Below are 18438 nucleotides of genomic sequence, written 5' to 3'. Positions count from 1 at the left end.
GATCAGGGATGATGGCGAGTGACCGCAGGTAGAAACTCAAGGACCGCGCAGGGGATTCATGATCAGGGTTCTCGTCACGGATGACGAGCCGCTCATCCGGGCAGGCGTCAGGATGATTCTCTCCTCCGCCGACGACATCGAAGTCGTCGCCGAGGCGGTGAACGGCCGTGAGGCGGTCGAACTGGCCCAGACCCGCCGCGTGGACGTCGTGCTGCTCGACATCCAGATGCCGGTCATGGACGGACTGACGGCCCTGGCCGAGTTGCACCGGACCGTGCCTGACACGCGGGTGCTGATCCTGACAACCTTCGGGGAACAGCAGAACGTACTGCGCGCCCTGACCGGGGGCAGCGTGGGCTTTCTGCTCAAGGACTCGGCGCCCGCGGAACTCATGCGCGCGGTCCGGGCTGCCGCAGCCGGAGACGCGTACTTGTCGCCGGGTGCCACCCGCCGTGTCGTGGACTCGTTGGCGTCCAGCCAGAGCGCCCACCGTGCCGAGCGGGCCCGCCGCCGGCTGGACGCGCTGACCAACCGCGAGCTGGAGGTCCTGGCGCTACTGGGTGAGGGCCTGTCCAACGCGGACGCCGGTCAGCGGATCCATATGAGCGAGGCCACGGTCAAATCGTACGTGAGCCGGATCCTGACCAAGCTGGACTGCGAGAACCGAGTGCAGGCCGCGCTGCTGGCACGAGACGCCGACCTGGGAACCTGACCACACCACTCGATGACGTTGATGTAGAGCCCTCTGCGGGTGGATCTCAACGGACAGGTCCGAGCCTCATTTAGGGACAATACCGGTGATTTAGGTGCTCTTCTGGCGTCTGCTGGCGGGTTTGGTGGGCGGGATGAGTGTGATTGCTGCTGCGGGTGGTCGGGGTGGGTTGCGGTGGTGGGTGTGTTTGAGGTGCCAGTTGGCCATCTTGCGTTTGATGACACGGGGGTTGGAGCGTTGCCTGCGGGGTGGCAGGAGTCGTTCCAGCAGCTCACGGATGGTGTGGGTCAGGGCTCGACTGAGTCGTGAGGGGGGAAAGTGCCGCCTGGTCGGTGACGTGGCGGCGAGCGATGCGAAGGGTGCGGGTGAAGGACAGTCTGTCGGGGTCGAGGCCGGCCTGGTGAGCGGTGTGGTGCATGACGTCCCGGAGTGCGTGGTGGACAAGAAGGAAACCGTAGATTTCCTGCTCGACGCCATCGGGGTACTGGGAGCGGAGGACGAGGCGGTGTCCGCCCTGATGGGTCTTGATCTCGTCCAGGGTGTTCTCGATCTCCCAGCGTTGATGGTAGAGGCCCGCCAGGTCGGCCGCAGGGGCCTCCTGCGGGTTACAGATGGTCGTGATCAGCCGGTAGACCGTGTCGTCGTCCTCGCGGCCGAGGGTGTACTCGATGACGCGGACCCGGACCGGGTCCCGGTGCTTGCGGTCGCCTGCCGCAACGATCTCGGACAGGTAGGAGCCGTCGTCGAAGGCTTCGAGGACCGGGAGCACGATGTTCTTCCGGACGCGCCACAACAGGTCCGCGCCCGTGTCCGAGGCGGCCCGCCACAGCTCGAAGCCGGTGATGCCGCGGTCGGCCATCAGCAGCATTCCCGGCTCGAGCCGGCCCAGCAGGCCGGGAATCAACTGCTGTTCATGAACCGACAGCGGGCCGGTCGCCGCGGCGAACACCGCGTGTGTCCCGCACTCCACCAGTGCAGCGACCCTCACCTGCGGGTAGGCACTGCGCTGCTGTCCCCGGCCCGAGCCGGGCCGGCCGAAGAAATCGCTGTTCGCCCCGGTGTCCGGCACATCGAAGACCGTGCCGTCCACCGCAACCAGACGCCACTGCCGATACCAGGCACCAGCAGTGTCCGGGGCGGCCACCGGCCGGCACACTCGCGCGAACAGCACCTTCAACGGCTCCGGCCCCAATCGCCGGCGGGCCCGGCCGATCGCCGCTGTCGTGGGCACCTGCCACGGTTTCTCCCACCGCCGCACCCGCTCCAGCCCCTGCGTCAGCAGTCGGGCCACCTCCTCATAGCCCTGCCCGGAGAACAGACACATCGCGAGCACGAAATAGACCACCACCCGGGCCGGCAACAGCCGCGACCGCTGTTCCAGACGCCCACACCCAACAACCACCTCATCCACCAACTCGGGCGGAAACACCCGCGTCAGCACACCCAGAGCGATCCGGTCCGACAACCGCTCACCCGACGACTTCACCTGTCCAGGCCTTGGCACACCACACCCAACGACCCACCACCAACAAAGTCACCGGTATTGCATTTAGGGACTGTTTCTTGGATCATGTTCGGAGCCAGATCGCGAGGGCCGCGAGGGTGACGGTGCCGAGGTAGATGTAGGCGCGTTTCTCGTAGCGGGCGCTCCGTCCGCGGGTACGGACACGATCGCCGCCCGGACTCCAACGTCCGGGCGAGCGCCGCGCGTTCACCCGGCCCGGCTGTGTGGTGCAGGGCGAGATTCAGGTCGTGCCGACGCGCCTCGGCAACGAGCCCGGCGAGCCGGCGTGGGGCGGAGACCGCCGGTACGGCCAGCCGGAACCGGCGTCGCTTGGCACACTCGGCGTCGTGCTCCATCGCCTCGACGGGCGTTGTCACGTTGTCGGGGGCGTGATCGTCTGTGGGCGAGCGGGGGCCGGGGCGGCCTGTTGTTCAGACCCTGGCGGGCAGGCCGGTGATGTGGTTCCAGACAGTGAAGCGGATGGTCATCTCGAGGCGGTGGCGGCCAGCGGCCATGTGGTGCGGGCGGCGTATGCCCGGGATAGGCTGTTTGGCAGGAAGATCTGGATCTCCAACGGTTTTACCGACTGGTCGCCCTTGTACGCGCAACCAAATCTTTTCTGCGACGACCCGACGAGCGCGGCGCCCCCTCGCAGCCCGCGAAGGTGGGCAACGGCGAAATCCCTTATCTTCGGCCGTCTCGCGCCTTGCGCGCCGGAATGGCGTCGGCTTCCGGGCCCGCAGTTGCAGTCCCTGTGGAGGTCGGGATGAGAGTTGTCGTTGATCTTTCCCGATGTGAAGGGTACGCGCAGTGCGCCTTCCTGGCTCCGGACGCGTTCCGGATGCACGGCGAGGAAGCGCTGATGTACGACCCGAACCCCGATGACGCCCGGCGCAAGCAGGTGCTGCGTGCCGCGGCAGCCTGCCCTGTCCAAGCAATTCTGGTCGACCAGTTGGAGGGCCGTGACGTGTCGGCGGAGGAGCCGCCGTCATGACCAGTGCCGAAAATCTGCAAGCGTTCAAGCGCGATGGCCGCGTAGTGGTCGTCGGGGCATCACTGGCGGGGCTGCGGGCCGCGGAGGCGCTGCGCGACGAAGGTTTCGCCGGGTCGTTGACCATGATCGGCGATGAGCTGGGCGAGCCCTACGACCGGCCCCCTTTGTCCAAGCAGGTACTGACCGGGTGGGTGCCGGCCGGGAACACCGAGCTGCCGCGCCGTCGTGACATCGATGCGGACTGGCTGCTGGGCGTGCCCGCCAGCGGGCTGGACCTGGCGGCCAACCAGGTGCGTCTCGCGGACGGACGTGAGGTTCCCTTCGACCGGGTGTTGATCTCCACCGGAGTTCGAGCCCGGCCCTGGTTCGTCGAGAGCGAGGCGGCTCTGGACGGAGTGTTCGTCGTGCGCACGCGCGAACACGCCGAGGGCCTACAACGAGCCCTCGCCGCTGAGCCCTCTCGCGTTCTGGTCATCGGTGCGGGGTTCACCGGATCCGAGATCGCCTCCATCTGCCGCGAACGGAACATCCCGGTGACCGTCGCCGAACTCGCGCCGGCCCCGCTGGTCGGGGCACTCGGCGCCATGATCGGTGAGGTCGCGGCGGACTTGCAGCGTACTCACGGTGTGGACCTGCGCTGCGGCGTCAAGGTGACCCGGCTGGAGGGCAACGCGCAGGGGCGGCTTCGCCGTGCCCACTTCGACGACGGCAGCACGATCGACACCGACGTGGCGGTGGTGGCACTCGGGGGCATCCGTAACACCGAGTGGCTGCGAGACTCGGGCCTGGCAGCGGGTGTCTGGGGAATCGCCTGCGACACGGGCTGCCGCGCTCTCGACCTCAACGGCCTGGTCACCGACGACGTCTTCGTCGCCGGAGACGTGGCACGCTGCCCGAACCCGATCTACGAGTACCGACTCATCTCGCTGGAGCACTGGGCAAACGCCGTGGAGCAGGCCCAGGTCGCGGCACACAACATGGTCAGTGCACAGGCGGACCGCTGGCCCCACCTGTCCATACCGCGGTTCTGGTCGATCCAGTTCGGCGTCAATATCAAGTCCGTCGGCGTGCCGACCTTCGCCGACGAGGTGGTCGTCACCCAGGGATCGGTGCCCGACCACCGCTTCGTCGCCGCATACGGCTATCGGGGCCGCGTCACCGCGGCAGTGAGTTTCAACAACGCGAAGTGGCTGGATCACTACCGAGGGCTCATCGAGACGGCTGCACCTTTCCCGCCCCCCTGTCCCACGCCCGACCAGCCCGCCGACATGAAACCAGTGCCCGTCGACTTCCCCGGCCCCGTCCTGCTCGCCCAGGGCGCCACCGTGGTCGTCACCGGCCACGACCCGAGTGAGCGACGCGTCACGGCCGCGTTCCAGCACCGATAGGAGGGAAGCGAGATGACCACGACCGAGACGCCCGACATGCTGCGCCGGATCCTCGACTACTCCTCCCGGGCCGACCCGTACCCGCTCTACGCCGAGCTGCGCAGGACGCCGGTGGCCCGGCAGGCGGACGGCAGCTACGTCATCAGCACCTATCGCGAGATCGCGGACATCCTGCACAACCCGCAGCTGAGTTCGGACACGCGCAATCTTTCCCATCCGACGGCCGGAGCCGAGGAACAGACCAAGCCGGCGTTCATCAACCTCGATCCTCCCGAACACGACCGCCTGCGGCGTATGGCGATGCGCCATTTCGGCCCCCCGCACACCCCGGGGCTGGTGGCCGGCATGGAACCTTCCCTGACCGCCACCGTCAGCAGCCTGATCGACGACTTCGCGGACAAGGAGCAGATCGACATCGTCGACGACTTCGCCTACCCGTTCCCCGTCACTGTGATCTGCCACCTTCTCGGCGTGCCACGCGAGGACGAACCGAAGTTCCACTTGTGGGTCGACGACATCGTCAATTCGATCGACTACGACCCCAAGACCGACCCGAAGGAAAAAATGGACAAGGGCTTGCAGGCCCGTAAAGACCTTCGCCAGTACCTCGGCGGGCTTCTGGAGCAACGCCACGGCCGACCGGGCGACGACCTGTTGTCACGGCTGGCCAATGATGACGGGCCCGACGGGCGGATGACCGACGAGGAAATCGTCGCCACCGCCAACCTGCTGCTGATCGCCGGCCACGAGACCACCGTCAATCTCATCACCAACGGCATGCTGACTCTGCTGCGCCACCCGCAGGTGCTGCAACGACTGCGCGACGAGCCGGACTTGGTCGTGCCACTGGTGGAGGAACTGCTGCGCTACGAACCTCCCGTGCACATCATTCCCTGGCGGGCGGCGTACAGCGACATCACCGTCGCCGACACCGTTGTCCCCAAGGGCTCACAGATCATGCTGATGCTGGCCTCGGGCAGCCGCGATCCTGACCGTTTCCACGATCCCGACCGCTTCGACCCCGATCGGCGTGACAACCAGCACCTCGGCTTCGGCAGCGGCATCCACTTGTGCTTCGGCGGCCCGCTGGCCCGGCGCGAAACACAGATCGCACTGACCGAGCTCGTACGTCGCCTCGATCGCCCCAGCCTGGTTGCCGACCCGCCACCGTACCGGCGCAGCCCCGTTCTTCGCGGTCCGATCCATCTCCACGTCGAGCAGGGTGGCGAGTGACGCGATCGCCGAGGCCATCAAGGCCATACGGGCCGGCCCGTCGGGTCCGGCCTGGTGCGCGCAGCTCGGGGCAAGAGCTCGGCTCCAGGGCCGGGCGCGAGTGCCGGTTTGGTGTCGAGTGTGACCTCTCCGCTGTGCCCGCGCGGCCGCCGGCCGGTCGGTGTGCTCGCGTTCGCTCACTGGGCGAGGGGCGCCAGGCCGCGATGGAACGCCTGCTGCGCCTTGCTCGGCCTACTTGGCCCGGTTCTCGTAGAGCTACGGCGAACGGACATGTAGCGCCGTGTGACTTTCGCGGCCTCGTTTCCCCTCGCTGAGTGTCTCGTCGAGCTGAACGAGTGATCTCGGTCAGGGGCGGAGGGCTACGAGTGCGGCAGGACTGGCGCCGGAGGACCTGATCGAGGTCTGGACGCTGCTCGAAGAAGAGGTGCGGAACAAGTCCGGGGCGACTCGGCTCGGGTTCGCGCTGCTGCTGAAGTTCTTCGAGGTGAAGGCTCGGTTCCCGGAGTCGGCCAGGGAGGTGCCGGCCGCCGCGGTGGAGTACGTGGCCCAGCAGGTGAAGGTGCCGGCCGAGGCGTGGGCGGACCACGACTGGCAGAGCAAGGCGATCCAGCGGCATCGGGGCGAGATCCGGGCGGTGCACGGATTCCGGGCGAACACCGAGGAGGACCAAGAGCGGCTGGCCGGGTGGCTGGCCACCGAACTGTGCCCGGTGGAGCTGTCGCGGGACCGGTTGGCGGCCGCGGTGGTGGCCCGGTGCCGCAATGACCAGGTCGAGCCGCCGACGCCGGGGCAGGTCCGGCGCCTGGTGGGCAAGGCGGTCAAGGAGTTCGAGGCGCGGTTCTGCCGCAGCACGTTGGACCGGCTCAACCACACGACCTGGTTGCGACTGAAGGACCTGATCGCGAGTGACCGCCCGAAGGACGGCGCGGTGTCCGGCGGAGGCCGGTCGCACTTCGCCGAAGGAGTACCCGGCGAACCTGGAGCGGATGAAGCCGCCACAGCGCCTGACGCTGCTGGCCACGCTGTGCGTACCGGGCAGCGGGGTGACTGCCGCCGCACGCTACGCGCTCTTCAGCGACGGTGTGCTCGGCAAGACCGAGCGGGACTGCAAGCGGAAGCTCCGGCTGTTCATGCCCGGGGCGTCCAATCGTTCACGAGGAGGCCAAGGATGGCCTCGTCTGCGTATGCGCCGTACACCCAGGCGGAGTGCCGCAGCGTTCCCTCTCGCGTGAACCCCACCCTGGTTGCCGCTGCGATCATCGGGGTGTTGTCCGTGAGGGTCTCAATCTGCAGGCGCTGCAGTCCACGTACGGCGAATCCGTATTCACACAGTGCCTGCAGGACATCGGCGCCGAGCCCGCGGCCGCGGAATGCGGGTCGCAGGGAGATCCCGATGTGAGCCGTCCTGTTGTGTGTGTCGATGCCCCATAGAAGGGCCTCGCCGACCAGCTCCTGCGACTCCAGCTCCACTACGGAGAAGCAGGCTGCCTCGTCCGACGGCTCGGCCACTGCGTAGGGCGACTGCCCCGAGCCCGGCGGGATGGGCTGCCAGGGGCGGGAGTCGGCGCGTGACCGTGTAGCCACATCGTCGTACAGCTCGGACTGGAGAACTGGGACGTCGCTCTCGTGCCGGGCGCGCAGCCCGATCTTTTCGCCATGTATCACAGCGCATTGCTATACGAGGGGAAGCGGCCGATCAACTGCTTTTGCCCCGGCGGTTCCACGCGGGTGACGGTCATGCGAGCCCATGGAGGGCGAGTGGACGTTCCGGGTCGCGGGCGTTGTGCTGCAGGGCAGCGGCGATGCCGGGTGCTCCCGGAGCGGCGGGGCGTGTTCGTCGGGCTTCCTGTGTGCCGCGCGCAGCGACTCCGGGCGGGAGCCTGGAGGTATGGCATGCCGCATTACGTACGCCGACCACCACCAGCACCACAGCGATGCCGTGCGGAAGTTGTCGGCATCCGCCAGGCCCCTGACCGGCCCCCTTGACCGCAGGTCAGACCCCTTGACCACGGGCCCCCGTACGGTGACCTCTGGAGGCACGTTGTACGACAAGTTGCAGGGCAGGCCGACCCGCTGAATGACCCACCAGAGCCGCCACTGACACACAACAAAGCCCCACTCGTCTCAATGGATGAGGGCCCCACTCGGCCGAAAGGACCGATCAGCTCGCGGTGAACCGGACGAGGGGCGCGGTCCGGTCGCTTCGAGGTCGACCACGTGGACGATGCCCTGAGCCAGGGCTGGAGCGTGCTCGCCGTCGGCCCCGCGAGCACCGTGACGGATTCCGACACCTTGCGCAGGCTCGCCCGAGACGCCCACACCAGACCATGGGCGGGCGGGGAGTGCGAGATGTGGGTGTCGATCCGGCCCACGAGTCTCACGGGCCGTCGGATCACTTCGGCCGACCAGTAGCCCGGAGCCCTCATCGGGCGCGCACAGCCGCATCCGTCGTGAGGCCGTTCAATCGCGTTCGGCTTCCACCCTGCGAGTCGCTCTCCGTGCGAGCGTGCAGAGTAATCGGCGGCGGTACCCCCGTAAGCGATCCTGGTCAGCCAAGAAGCCCAGCCGCACCTGGCGGCCGGGGTCGGCGACGTTCGTGTCCGTCGAACTCCGTTGAGGCAACCATTGGCCGCACGTCCCTGACCACCGGCATCCGGGTCGTGCCCGCGGTGCAATCCCGCCGCTTCCCGGGCATCCCCTGCACCTCGATGCAGGAATTCGGCGAGCGGAGCAGCGCGTCGGCTCCCTGTCCGCCCTGTGCGCTTCGGGTGAATTCCCGGCATGTTCCCGCCGGGTGAGTCCCGCCGGGCAAGGGCCCACGCTCACGCTCGATCAGGACGGACCGCAGCCACCGGGAGATCGCCATGCACATCCTGCTTGTCGCAAGCGCCTTCAACAGCCTTACCCAACGTGTCCAGGCGGAGCTGAGGGACCGCGGGCACTCCGTTGCCGTGCAGCTCGCGCACGAGGAAGACCTGGTCCGGGAAGCCGTCCGCCGGGAGTGCCCGGACCTTGTTGTGGCTCCGTATCTGAAGACCGCGATCCCTAGGGACGTCTGGTCGGTCCACACCTGCCTCGTCGTCCATCCGGGGCCGGTCGGCGACCGCGGGCCCTCCTCCCTGGACTGGGCCGTCCACGAGGGAGCGGACCGCTGGGGCGTCACCGTGCTTCAGGCGAACGCGGAGATGGACGCGGGCGACGTCTGGGCGTCCGTGACCTGTCCGCTGCCCCCGGTGGCCAAGAGCGACCTGTACCGCAACGAGATCTCGGACGCCGCCGTGGAGGCGGTGCTCCTGGCCGTCGGACGCTTCGCGTCGGGGACGTACACCCCGGCGCCGCAGGCCTCCGGCGCCGGCGAAAACTGCCGCCCCATGTTCCGCCAATCGCTGCGTCGCATCGACTGGCGGTCGGACTCCACCGCGACGGTGGTCCGCAAACTCAGGGCGGCGGACTCCCAGCCCGGTGTGCTCGACGAGTTGCTGGGCGGCGAGTGGTTCCTGCACGGCGGGTATCCCGAGTCCCGGCTGGGCGGGCGTCCGGGGGATGTGGTGGCCACCCGGGACGGCGCGATCTGCCGGGCGACCACCGACGGCGCGGTGTGGATCCCCGAGCTGCGGCCACGGCGGGCGCCGGGCGGCCCGGCCACCTTCAAGCTCCCCGCCACCTCGGCGGTGGCCGGGCGACTGTGTGCCGTGCCCGAGCAGCCGGCTCCGCTGCACCGGACCGGGGACGACGACACCTGGTCCGAGATCGGCTACCGGGAGGAGGCCGGGACCGGCTTCCTTTCGTTCTCGTTCCGCGGCGGTGCGATGAGCACGGAGCAGTGCCAACGCCTGCTGCGCGCCTACCGGTTCGCCTGCTCCCGGCCCACCTCGGTACTGGTCGTCGGCGGCGGCCGGGACTTCTTCTCCAACGGCATCCACCTCAACGTGATCGAGGCAGCGGCCGACCCCGGCGCCGAGTCCTGGGCCAACATCAATGCCATGGACGACCTGGTGGAGGCGGTGCTGACCACCACGGACCGGCTCGTCGTCGCCGCCCTGGCCGGGAACGCCGCGGCGGGCGGGGTGATGCTGGCCCTCGCCGCCGACGAGGTGTGGTGCAGGGCGGGCGCGGTGTTCAATCCGCATTACCGCCTGATGGGGCTTTACGGATCGGAGTACTGGACGTACACGCTGCCGCGGCGGGTGGGGGCGCCGGCTGCCGACCGGCTCATGCGGGACGCCCTGCCGGTCAGCTCCACCGCGGCCCACCGGCTCGGACTGGTCGACAGGGTGATCCCGTGCGCACCCCAGTCGTTCGACTCGGAGGTCGGTGCCCTGGCGACCCGCCTGTCAGCCCTGCCCGCGACGCAGTCCCGGATCCACGCGAAGAAGGAGGAGCGGGACCGGGTCGACCTGGCCCCGTACCGGGAGGCCGAACTCGTCCGCATGTACCGCATCTTCGCGGACCCGCACCACCCGTACCACGGGCTGCGCCGGGCGTTCGTCCGCAAGGAGCGCCCGGCGTCCGCCACCGCGGTCCCGCAGCCCTCGTTCCCCCGGGGCTGACCGCGGTGCGGCGGCGGAGCGGCTACCGCTGCTCCGCCAGCCAGTCGTACCAGTGGGCCAGGCCCTCGCCGGTGGTCGCGGAGACCGTCAGCACGCGCACGTCCGGGTTCACCGAGCGCGCGTGCTGCGCGCACTGCTCGACGTCGAAGTCGACATGGGGCAGGAGATCGGACTTGTTGATCAGGATCAGATCGGCAGCGGCGAACATGTACGGGTACTTCAGCGGCTTGTCCGTGCCCTCGGTGACCGAGATGATCACGACCTTGCTGCGCTCCCCCAGGTCGAACAGGGCGGGGCACACCAGGTTTCCGACGTTCTCCACCATGAGTAGCGATCCCTCGGCCGGGGACAGTGCAGTGAGTGCGTCCCGCATCATCTCCGCGTCGAGGTGGCACCCCGCCCCCGTGTTCACCTGCACCACGGCGCAGCCCGTACGCCTGATCCGGTCGGCGTCGAGCCTCGTCTCCTGATCGCCCTCGATGACAGCCACCGGCCGGCGGCCGCCGAGGTCGGTGACGGTGCGTTCCAGCAGGGTGGTCTTGCCTGCGCCCGGCGAGCTCATCATGTTCACGGCCACGACGCCGCGATCGGTCATCCACGTCCGGTTGCGTTCCGCGAGCAGGTCGTTCTTGGCGAGTACTTTCTGCTCGATGGTGACGGTCTCACCGGCTCCACTCGGCTGACGACGCTCGTGCGGATGAGAGTGCGGGGTCGGATGCGGATGCCCGTGGTCCGGTGCATCATCCTCCCGCAGCATCACCACCCTGGTCCCACCGGACTCCTCGGCACAGCCGCAGGTACCGCACATGGTTCAGCCCACTTCCATGGAGACGATCTGCAGTTCCTGTCCCGATGTGATCTCCACATCCGCGCTGCCGCAGGGACACAGCAGAATCAGGTCGGTCAGGGTGAATGCGACGGCACAGGTGCGGCAGCGGCCGGCGCCGGGCGGCTGGTCGATCTCCAACTGCGCGCCCTCGGCGGCCGTTCCCTCCGTGACCAGGCCGAAGCAGAACCGCATCGAGTCGGGCACCACGGCCGTGAGCACGCCGACGCGGACGCGGACCGAGCGGACCGGACGCCCCCCGGCGCGTTCGCACACCGAGTCGACGACGCTCTGTGTGATGGCGAGCTCGTGCACCGGTGCCTCGTCCTTCCGCGGGTGCCTCCGACCGTAGGGCCACGGGAGGACCGTGGCGCCGACCGACGGGACCGGTCCCCCGCCCGGACCACCCGAGCGGCCCACAGCATGCCGTCATTCGGCCCCCGGTGAGGAGCCGGGGCGGCGAATTCCCCTGTTGCCGGTGCCCACGAATCGAGGCGTGATGGTAGCAATGTGCGTACCCACCCGTGGGGGCCGATGGCCGGTTGGGCCGTCATCCTGAAAGGCGACACTGCCATGCCGACAAAGGAAGCGGTAAAGGCGGAGGACACACTGATCCACGTGCTGTGGATCAACGCAGGGCTGAGCTGTGATGGCGATTCCGTCGCCCTGACCGCAGCCACGCAGCCGAGCATCGAGGAAATCGCGCTCGGCGCCCTGCCAGGACTTCCGCAGATCGCCGTCCACTGGCCGCTCATCGATTTCGAATGCGGTCCGAACGGCGGCGCCGACGATTTTCTCGAATGGTTCTTCAAGGCCGATCGAGGAGAACTGGAACCGTTCGTCCTGGTGGTCGAGGGATCCATTCCGAACGAACGGCTGCACGACGAGGGCTACTGGTGCGGGTTCGGCAACGACCCCGCCACCGGCCAGCCGATGACGACCAGCGAGTGGCTCGACCGGCTGGCTCCGAAGGCGACCGCGGTCGTCGCGGCCGGCACCTGCGCGACGTACGGCGGCATCCACGCCATGGCGGGCAACCCGACCGGCGCAATGGGGGTTCCCGACTACCTGGGCTGGGACTGGAAGTCCAAGGCCGGGATTCCGATCGTGTGCGTCCCGGGGTGCCCGATCCAGCCGGACAACCTCTCGGAGACGCTCACCTACCTGCTCTACATGGCCACCGACCAGGCGCCGATGATCCCGCTCGACGACGCGCTGCGGCCGACGTGGCTGTTCGGGTCGACGGTCCACGAGGGCTGCGACCGGGCCGGGTACTACGAGCAGGCCGACTTCGCGACGGAGTACGGCTCACCGAAGTGCATCGTCAAGCTGGGCTGCTGGGGCCCCGCGGTCAAGTGCAACGTGCCCAAGCGCGGCTGGATGAACGGCATCGGCGGCTGCCCCAACGTCGGTGGGATCTGCATCGGCTGCACCATGCCCGGGTTCCCGGACAAGTTCATGCCGTTCATGGACGAGCCCCCCGGCGGAAAACTCTCGACCAACGCGGTCGGACTCTACGGGTCGACGATTCGGCGGCTGCGCCGCCTCACCACCCACGCCCTGGACCGCGAACCGAAATGGCGCAAGCCCGGCAAGAAACTCACCACCGGCGCCACACGCACCTGGTGAGTGACCGCGTACATCACCGCAACGGACAGAAGGAAGAGGCGGCGCAATGACCGCGACGCAGCACAAGGGTGCCGGGGGCGGCCAGGGAAAGAACGACCTGGTCGAAATGGCGTGGGATCCCATTACCCGGATCGTCGGCAGTCTGGGTATCTACACGAAGATCGACTTCAAGCAGAAGGTGGTCGCCGAGTGTCACAGCACCAGCTCCATCTTCCGGGGATATTCGGTCTTCATGAAGGGAAAAGACCCCCGGGACGCGCACTTCATCACGAGTCGCATCTGCGGGATCTGCGGTGACAACCACGCCACATGTTCCTGCTACACGCAGAACATGGCGTACGGGGTGAAGCCGCCGCACCTCGGCGAATGGATCGTGAATCTCGGCGAGGCTGCGGAGTACATGTTCGACCACAACATTTTCCAGGAGAACCTGGTCGGGGTCGACTACTGCGAGAAGATGGTCGCGGAGACCAACCCCGGGGTGCTGGAACAGGCCAACCGCACCCCTTCCCCGCACGCCGACGCGCACGGATACAAGACGATCGGCGACATCATGCGATCGCTGAACCCGTTCACCGGCGAGTTCTACCGCGAGGCGCTCCAGGTCAGCCGGATGACCCGGGAGATGTTCTGCCTGATGGAGGGCCGGCACGTGCACCCCTCCACGCTCTATCCCGGCGGGGTCGGCACCGTGGCGACCGTCCAGCTGATGACGGACTACATCACCCGCCTCCAGCGGTACGTCGAGTTCATGAAGAAGGTCGTGCCGATGCACGACGATCTCTTCGACTTCTTCTACGAAGCCCTGCCTGGGTACGAGCAGGTCGGCAACCGGCGGATCCTGCTGGGCTGCTGGGGCTCCTTCCAGGACCCGGAGCACTGCAACTTCGAATACAAGGACATGACCGACTGGGGCCGGAAGATGTACGTCACCCCCGGTGTCGTCGTCGACGGGAAGCTGGTCACCACAGACCTGGTGAAGATCAACCTCGGCATCCGGATCCTGCTCGGTTCGTCGTACTACAACGACTGGGACGAGCAGGAGACCTTCGTCTCCCACGACCCGCTCGGCAATCCGGTCGACCGGCGCCACCCCTGGAACCAGCACACCAACCCGCAGCCGCAGAAGCGGGACCTGGACGACAAGTACAGCTGGGTCATGTCACCGCGATGGTTCGACGGCAAGGACTACCTGGCGCTCGACACGGGCGGCGGGCCGCTCGCGCGGCTGTGGACCACTGCGCTGGCCGGTCTGGTCGACATCGGTTACATCCAGGCCACCGGCCACAGCGTCAAGATCAACCTCCCCAAGACCGCCCTCAAGGGGCCGGTGGAGCTGGAGTGGCACGTCCCGAAGTGGAGCAACACCATCGAGCGCAACCGGGCGCGCAGCTACTTCCAGGCCTACGCGGCAGCCTGCGCGCTCCACTTCGCGGAGAAGGCTCTGGCGGAGATCCGCTCCGGGAACACCAAGACCTGGGAGAAGTTCGAGGTGCCCGAGGAGGGCGTGGGCTGCGGTTTCACCGAGGCGGTCCGCGGTGTCCTCTCCCACCACATGGTGATCAGGGACGGCAAGATCGCGAACTATCACCCGTACCCGCCGACTCCGTGGAACGCGAGCCCCCGTGACACGTACGGCACGCCAGGCCCCTACGAGGACGCCGTGCAGGGCCAGCCGATCTTCGAGGAGAACGACAGGGAGCACTTCAAGGGCATCGACATCATGCGCACGGTGCGCAGCTTCGACCCCTGTCTGCCCTGCGGTGTGCACATGTATCTCGGCGAGGGCAAGAAGCTGGAGCTCCTGCACTCCCCCACCCAGTCCGCGGGCAGTGAGTGATGGCGCGGGAGGATTCCCCGGCCGCACCCGACTGGCGGACGACCGGTGAACGCATCGACACCCTGATCGCCGCCAGCGGCTCGGGCGGCGCGGTCGCCCGCGAGCGCAGCGAGGAACTGGTCCGGCTCGTCGCCGACTTCTACGGTGCCGGGCTGGAACGGCTGCTCGACCTGGTGCACGAACAGGGGCGACTGGACGACGACCTCCTGGCCGCCCTGGCCGACGACGAGCTGGTGGCCGGCGTCCTGCTGGTCCACGGGCTGCATCCGTACGGCGTGGAGACCCGGGTCGAGCGGGCTCTGGAGAGCGTACGACCGTATCTGGGTTCGCACGGCGGTGATGTGGAGCTGCTCGCCGTCACCGATGAGGGAACTGTCCGGTTGAGGCTGCTGGGCAGTTGTGACGGCTGCCCGTCGTCCTCGGTCACGCTCAGGCTGGCCGTACAGGGTGCTGTGGAGGGGGCGGCGCCGGAGATCACCTCGATCGAGGTCGAGACCGCGGCCGACGAGGACGTCGGGGCAGCAGGGCCGCTGGTACCGGTGGACTCGCTGTTCGCCCGGCTGCACGCGGAGTCCGGGACGGCCGGCGACGACGGCGCCTCGTGGGAGGTCGTGCCGGAGCTGTCGGGCCTGGAGTCCGGCGCCGTGGCCCGGTTCGATGTCGGCAGGATGCCGGTGGTGGCCTGTCGGGTGGGCACGGATCTCTTCGCCTTCGAGGACCGGTGCGCGCGCTGCGAGCGGCCGTTCGAGGGTGCCACGCTGGCACGGCGGCTGGGCGGCCGGTCCGGGGACGCGATCCTGCGCTGCGCCGGGTGCCATGCGCACTACGACGTGCGGCAGGCCGGGATCTGCCTCGACGGGGAGAGTGTGCACCTGGCCCCGCTGCCCCTGCTGTCGGACGGTGCCGCGGTCTCGGTGGCGGTCCCCGCGGCGGTGGCACCGTGATCGCCGCCGGCCGTTCCGCCTCGCCGGCCTCCACCCTGCTGCGGCTCAGGCGCAACCGGCCGCGGCCGATTGCCGGTGAGCGCTGCGAGATGTGCGCGGAACCGATCGTCGAGAGCCACTCCCATGTGGTGAACCTCGACAGCCGCTCCCTGATGTGCTGCTGTCGGGCCTGTTACCTGCTGTTCACCGACGAGGAAGCGGAGCTGCGCTACCGGGCGGTCCCCGAGCGATATCTGCACTTCGCCGGGCTGACCGTGGACGGGCGAGCCTGGGACGAGCTGCAGATTCCCGTGGGGCTCGCCTTCCTGTTCCGCAACTCGGTCCAGGACCGGATGGTCGCGTTCTACCCCGGGCCCGCCGGGGCCACCGAGTCGGAACTGCCGCTGGACGCCTGGGCTGCCGTCGTCGAGTCGAGCCCGGAGCTCGCCGTGTTGCGTCCGGACGTGGAGGCGCTGCTGATCCGGCGTACGGCCCAGAGCGATGGTTCGTGCCATCTGGTACCGATCGACGCCTGTTACGAGTTGGTGGGGCAACTGCGCTCGCTGTGGCGCGGGTTCGACGGCGGCACCGAGGCCCGTACCGCGATGGACGGCTTCTTCGCGCGGGTGGCGGACCGCAGCCGGCCCGCCGCTGGGATCGGGGCGTCGTGAACGACTTCGAGTTCTCCGTGCTCGACGTCGTCGCCGAGCCGTACGCGGCCGCACCGCAGTTGACCGCGCGGCTGCGGATCGAGGAGCGGACGGGCCGGCGGATCCACGCCATCGCGCTGCACTGCCAGGTCCGCATCGAGCCGCAACGACGTCATTACGACGAGGCCGAACAGAGCGGTCTGGTGGCGCTGTTCGGCCTCCGGGACCGCTGGACGGACACCCTCAAGCCGTTCCAGTGGATGAGCTGCGACACCACCGTGCAGGGGTTCAACGATACGACCGAGGTCGATCTCGCCCTGCCCTGCACCTACGACTTCGACGTGATCGGTTCCCGCTATCTGCATGCCCTGGGCGAGGGGTCGGTCCCCCTCGTCCTGATGTTCTCCGGCACGGTCTTCACCCGCGGCAGCAAGGGCTTCGGGGTCGAGCAGGTTCCGTGGGACTGCGAGGCCCGGCACCGGATGCCGATCGAGGTGTGGCGACGCATGGTGGCGGCGCACTACCCGAACACCGGGTGGATCCGGCTGGACCACGAGGTGCTGGCACGCTTCGCGGACTTCCGGGCCCGGCGCGGGCTGATCAGCTGGGACGAGACGGTCCAGACCCTCCTGGCCGAACACGACGAGGTGGTCCTGTGAGTCTCGACCAGGTGCGTTCGATCGCCGACGCCGTCCTGTACGAGGGGTACCTCCTGTACCCGTACCGGGCGAGCTCGCACAAGAACCGGTCGCGCTGGCAGTTCGGGGTCCTCGGCCCGCCGCACGCCACGGCGGCGAGTTTCGGCGAGGAGCCGGAGATGGAGATGCAGTGCCTGCTGGCACCGCACGACGGACCGGCGGCCGTCACCGTGCGTCTGCGCTTCCTCCAGCTCCAGGTCCGCGAGGTGCGGAGCACGGGCGAGGACGGGGTGGAGGTACCGGTCGAGCAGCTCGTCGTCGACGGGGTGCCGGTGATGTCCTGGGACGAGGCCGTCGAGCGTGAAGTCGCGCTGACCGCCCTGCCGTTGGGGGAGGTGGCGGACGCCGTCCACGAGGTCCTGGGCGGCGAGGACACCGAGCCGGTGACCGACGCGCGGGGCGTGGTGGTGGGCCGGATCGTGCGGCGGCGGTTGCCGTTGGCGGTCCGGGTCCGCACGCGGGCCGTCGTCGACGACGGATACGTGCGCCTCTCGGTGGGGGTGCGCAACGAGCATCCGGAGCCCGCGGCCACCAAGGACGCCGCGATCCGGTCCTCGCTGATCGGCGCGCATCTGCTGCTGCGGGCGCACGACGCCGAGTTCGTCTCGCTGCTCGAACCGCCCGCCGGGGCGGCAGCGGCCGCCGGCCGTTGCCGCCAGCGCAGATGCTGGCCCGTACTGGCCGGACCGAAGGGGACGACGGACACCCTGCTCGGTGTGCCGATCATCCTGTACGACTACCCGGAGGTCGCCGAGCAGAGCCCCGGCGCGCTCTTCGACTCGACCGAGATCGACGAGATCCTGACCCTCCGCGTGATGACCATGACGGAGGAGGAGAAAGCGGAGGCGCGGGCCACCGATCCCCGGGCCCGGGAGATCATCGACCGGTGCGACGGCATGTCGCCCGCCGACCTCCAGCAGCTGCACGGCCTGCTGCGCGACCCGCACCCGCCGCAGCCCGCGGCTCCCGCGGGGCCGGCGGCCGACGTACGGGATGTGGAACCCGCCGCCTTCGACACCGCGGGCGCGCCCTGGTGGGACCCGGCGGCCGACGCCTCGGTACGGCCCGGGAGCGACGCTGTCGTGATCGACGGGGTCCGGGTGGCCAAGGGCAGCCTGGTCCGCGTCCACCCCTCCCGGCGGGCGGACGCGCAGGATCTGTTCTTCGCCGGCCAGGTGGCCCGGGTGACGGCGGTTCTCTCGGACGTGGACGGTGGTACGCACATCGCCCTGGTCCTCGTCGACGACCCCGCGTCGGACCTGCACGACTGGTACGGCCGCTACTTCTACTTCGCGCCCGACGAACTGACACCCCTGAGCGTCGAGGAAACGACGCAGCACCGAGAGGAGAACCGCTCGTGAAGACCCTGGGCATCATCACCGCTGGAGCGGCCGCGGCCGTGGCACTCGTCGCCGTGGCGGTCGGGATCAGCTCGATCCCCGACATCCGCCGCTACCTGCGCATCCGTTCGATGTGAATCCCGATCCGAGT

Annotated in this window: 16 protein-coding genes and 2 pseudogenes; 14 read left to right on the top strand and 4 right to left on the bottom strand. The window is 68.7% G+C overall.

The genetic code is table 11. The annotated features are described in order from the left end of the window. Positions 1-58: 58 nt before the first annotated feature. A complete protein-coding gene (locus tag OG842_RS38610) occupies positions 59-712 on the top strand; it encodes a response regulator transcription factor (protein ID WP_266734199.1) in 654 nt (217 codons plus the stop codon). A gap of 271 nt (positions 713-983) precedes the next feature. Here OG842_RS38610 and OG842_RS38605 read toward each other — a convergent pair whose 3' ends face one another. Continuing rightward, a complete protein-coding gene (locus OG842_RS38605; RefSeq protein WP_328512620.1) occupies positions 984-2216 on the bottom strand; it encodes an IS4 family transposase in 1233 nt (410 codons plus the stop codon). A 766-nt stretch (positions 2217-2982) separates the two neighbouring features. Here OG842_RS38605 and OG842_RS38600 point away from each other — a divergent pair. The 4 genes and pseudogenes from OG842_RS38600 to OG842_RS45335 form a co-directional block, all read left to right on the top strand. Continuing rightward, positions 2983-3210, top strand: coding sequence for a ferredoxin (locus OG842_RS38600; protein ID WP_266734202.1), 228 nt, complete (start codon positions 2983-2985; stop codon positions 3208-3210). Further along, positions 3207-4598 carry an NAD(P)/FAD-dependent oxidoreductase gene (locus OG842_RS38595; protein ID WP_266734204.1) on the top strand — a complete coding sequence of 464 codons (1392 nt, stop codon included), beginning with the start codon at positions 3207-3209 and terminating at the stop codon, positions 4596-4598. The genes OG842_RS38600 and OG842_RS38595 overlap by 4 nt, the downstream gene beginning before the upstream one ends. A gap of 12 nt (positions 4599-4610) precedes the next feature. Next, positions 4611-5831: a cytochrome P450 gene (locus OG842_RS38590; protein ID WP_266734206.1), complete on the top strand. Its 1221-nt coding sequence runs from the start codon at positions 4611-4613 to the stop codon at positions 5829-5831. Positions 5832-6255: 424 nt separating this feature from the next. Then, positions 6256-6588 (top strand): annotated as a pseudogene (locus OG842_RS45335) (DUF4158 domain-containing protein); the annotation flags it as partial. Between the two features lie 371 nt (positions 6589-6959). Here OG842_RS45335 and OG842_RS38580 read toward each other — a convergent pair. Then, positions 6960-7496 (bottom strand): GNAT family N-acetyltransferase, encoded by a 537-nt coding sequence (locus OG842_RS38580; RefSeq protein ID WP_266734208.1) that lies wholly within the window; start codon positions 7494-7496, stop codon positions 6960-6962. A 537-nt stretch (positions 7497-8033) separates the two neighbouring features. On the opposite strand from OG842_RS38580, the pseudogene OG842_RS38575 reads away from it, so the two are divergent. Continuing rightward, positions 8034-8243: pseudogene (locus tag OG842_RS38575) on the top strand (pyridoxamine 5'-phosphate oxidase family protein); the annotation flags it as partial. A gap of 452 nt (positions 8244-8695) precedes the next feature. Beyond that, a complete protein-coding gene (locus OG842_RS38570; RefSeq protein WP_266734210.1) occupies positions 8696-10381 on the top strand; it encodes a hydrogenase maturation protein in 1686 nt (561 codons plus the stop codon). Between the two features lie 22 nt (positions 10382-10403). Here the strand turns inward: OG842_RS38570 and hypB are convergent, their stop codons facing one another. Both hypB and OG842_RS38560 read right to left on the bottom strand, forming a co-directional pair. Continuing rightward, entirely contained in the window at positions 10404-11138 is a 735-nt protein-coding gene (gene hypB, locus OG842_RS38565) for a hydrogenase nickel incorporation protein HypB (RefSeq protein ID WP_266734212.1), read from the bottom strand. Positions 11139-11192: 54 nt separating this feature from the next. Further along, entirely contained in the window at positions 11193-11522 is a 330-nt protein-coding gene (locus tag OG842_RS38560; protein ID WP_124719196.1) for a hydrogenase maturation nickel metallochaperone HypA/HybF, read from the bottom strand. A gap of 258 nt (positions 11523-11780) precedes the next feature. On the opposite strand from OG842_RS38560, the gene OG842_RS38555 reads away from it, so the two are divergent. Genes OG842_RS38555 through OG842_RS45330 form a run of 7 tightly spaced genes read left to right on the top strand, consistent with a single transcriptional unit; the run spans position 11781 to position 18424 of the window. Beyond that, a complete protein-coding gene (locus OG842_RS38555) occupies positions 11781-12836 on the top strand; it encodes a hydrogenase expression protein HypE (RefSeq protein WP_266734215.1) in 1056 nt (351 codons plus the stop codon). A gap of 46 nt (positions 12837-12882) precedes the next feature. Then, positions 12883-14676: a nickel-dependent hydrogenase large subunit gene (locus OG842_RS38550; protein ID WP_266734217.1), complete on the top strand. Its 1794-nt coding sequence runs from the start codon at positions 12883-12885 to the stop codon at positions 14674-14676. Then, complete coding sequence (locus OG842_RS38545) at positions 14676-15620, top strand: NifU family protein (protein WP_266734219.1); 945 nt, start codon at positions 14676-14678, stop codon at positions 15618-15620. The genes OG842_RS38550 and OG842_RS38545 overlap by 1 nt, the downstream gene beginning before the upstream one ends. Then, entirely contained in the window at positions 15617-16270 is a 654-nt protein-coding gene (locus OG842_RS38540; protein WP_266734221.1) for a DUF5947 family protein, read from the top strand. The genes OG842_RS38545 and OG842_RS38540 overlap by 4 nt, the downstream gene beginning before the upstream one ends. Continuing rightward, positions 16267-16908, top strand: a complete 642-nt coding sequence (locus OG842_RS38535; RefSeq protein WP_266734223.1) for a DUF6084 family protein — start codon at positions 16267-16269, stop codon at positions 16906-16908. Before OG842_RS38540 ends, OG842_RS38535 begins: the two co-directional genes overlap by 4 nt. After that, on the top strand, positions 16905-18308 hold the full coding sequence (locus tag OG842_RS38530; protein ID WP_266734225.1) for a hypothetical protein: 1404 nt from the start codon (positions 16905-16907) through the stop codon (positions 18306-18308). Before OG842_RS38535 ends, OG842_RS38530 begins: the two co-directional genes overlap by 4 nt. Continuing rightward, positions 18305-18424, top strand: coding sequence for a DUF6893 family small protein (locus OG842_RS45330; protein WP_401878856.1), 120 nt, complete (start codon positions 18305-18307; stop codon positions 18422-18424). Before OG842_RS38530 ends, OG842_RS45330 begins: the two co-directional genes overlap by 4 nt. Positions 18425-18438: the final 14 nt, after the last annotated feature.

The sequence above is a fragment of the Streptomyces sp. NBC_00376 genome, from assembly GCF_036077095.1.
In the GTDB taxonomy this organism is placed as follows: domain Bacteria; phylum Actinomycetota; class Actinomycetes; order Streptomycetales; family Streptomycetaceae; genus Streptomyces.
This window is presented reverse-complemented; position numbering and strand designations above follow the sequence as displayed.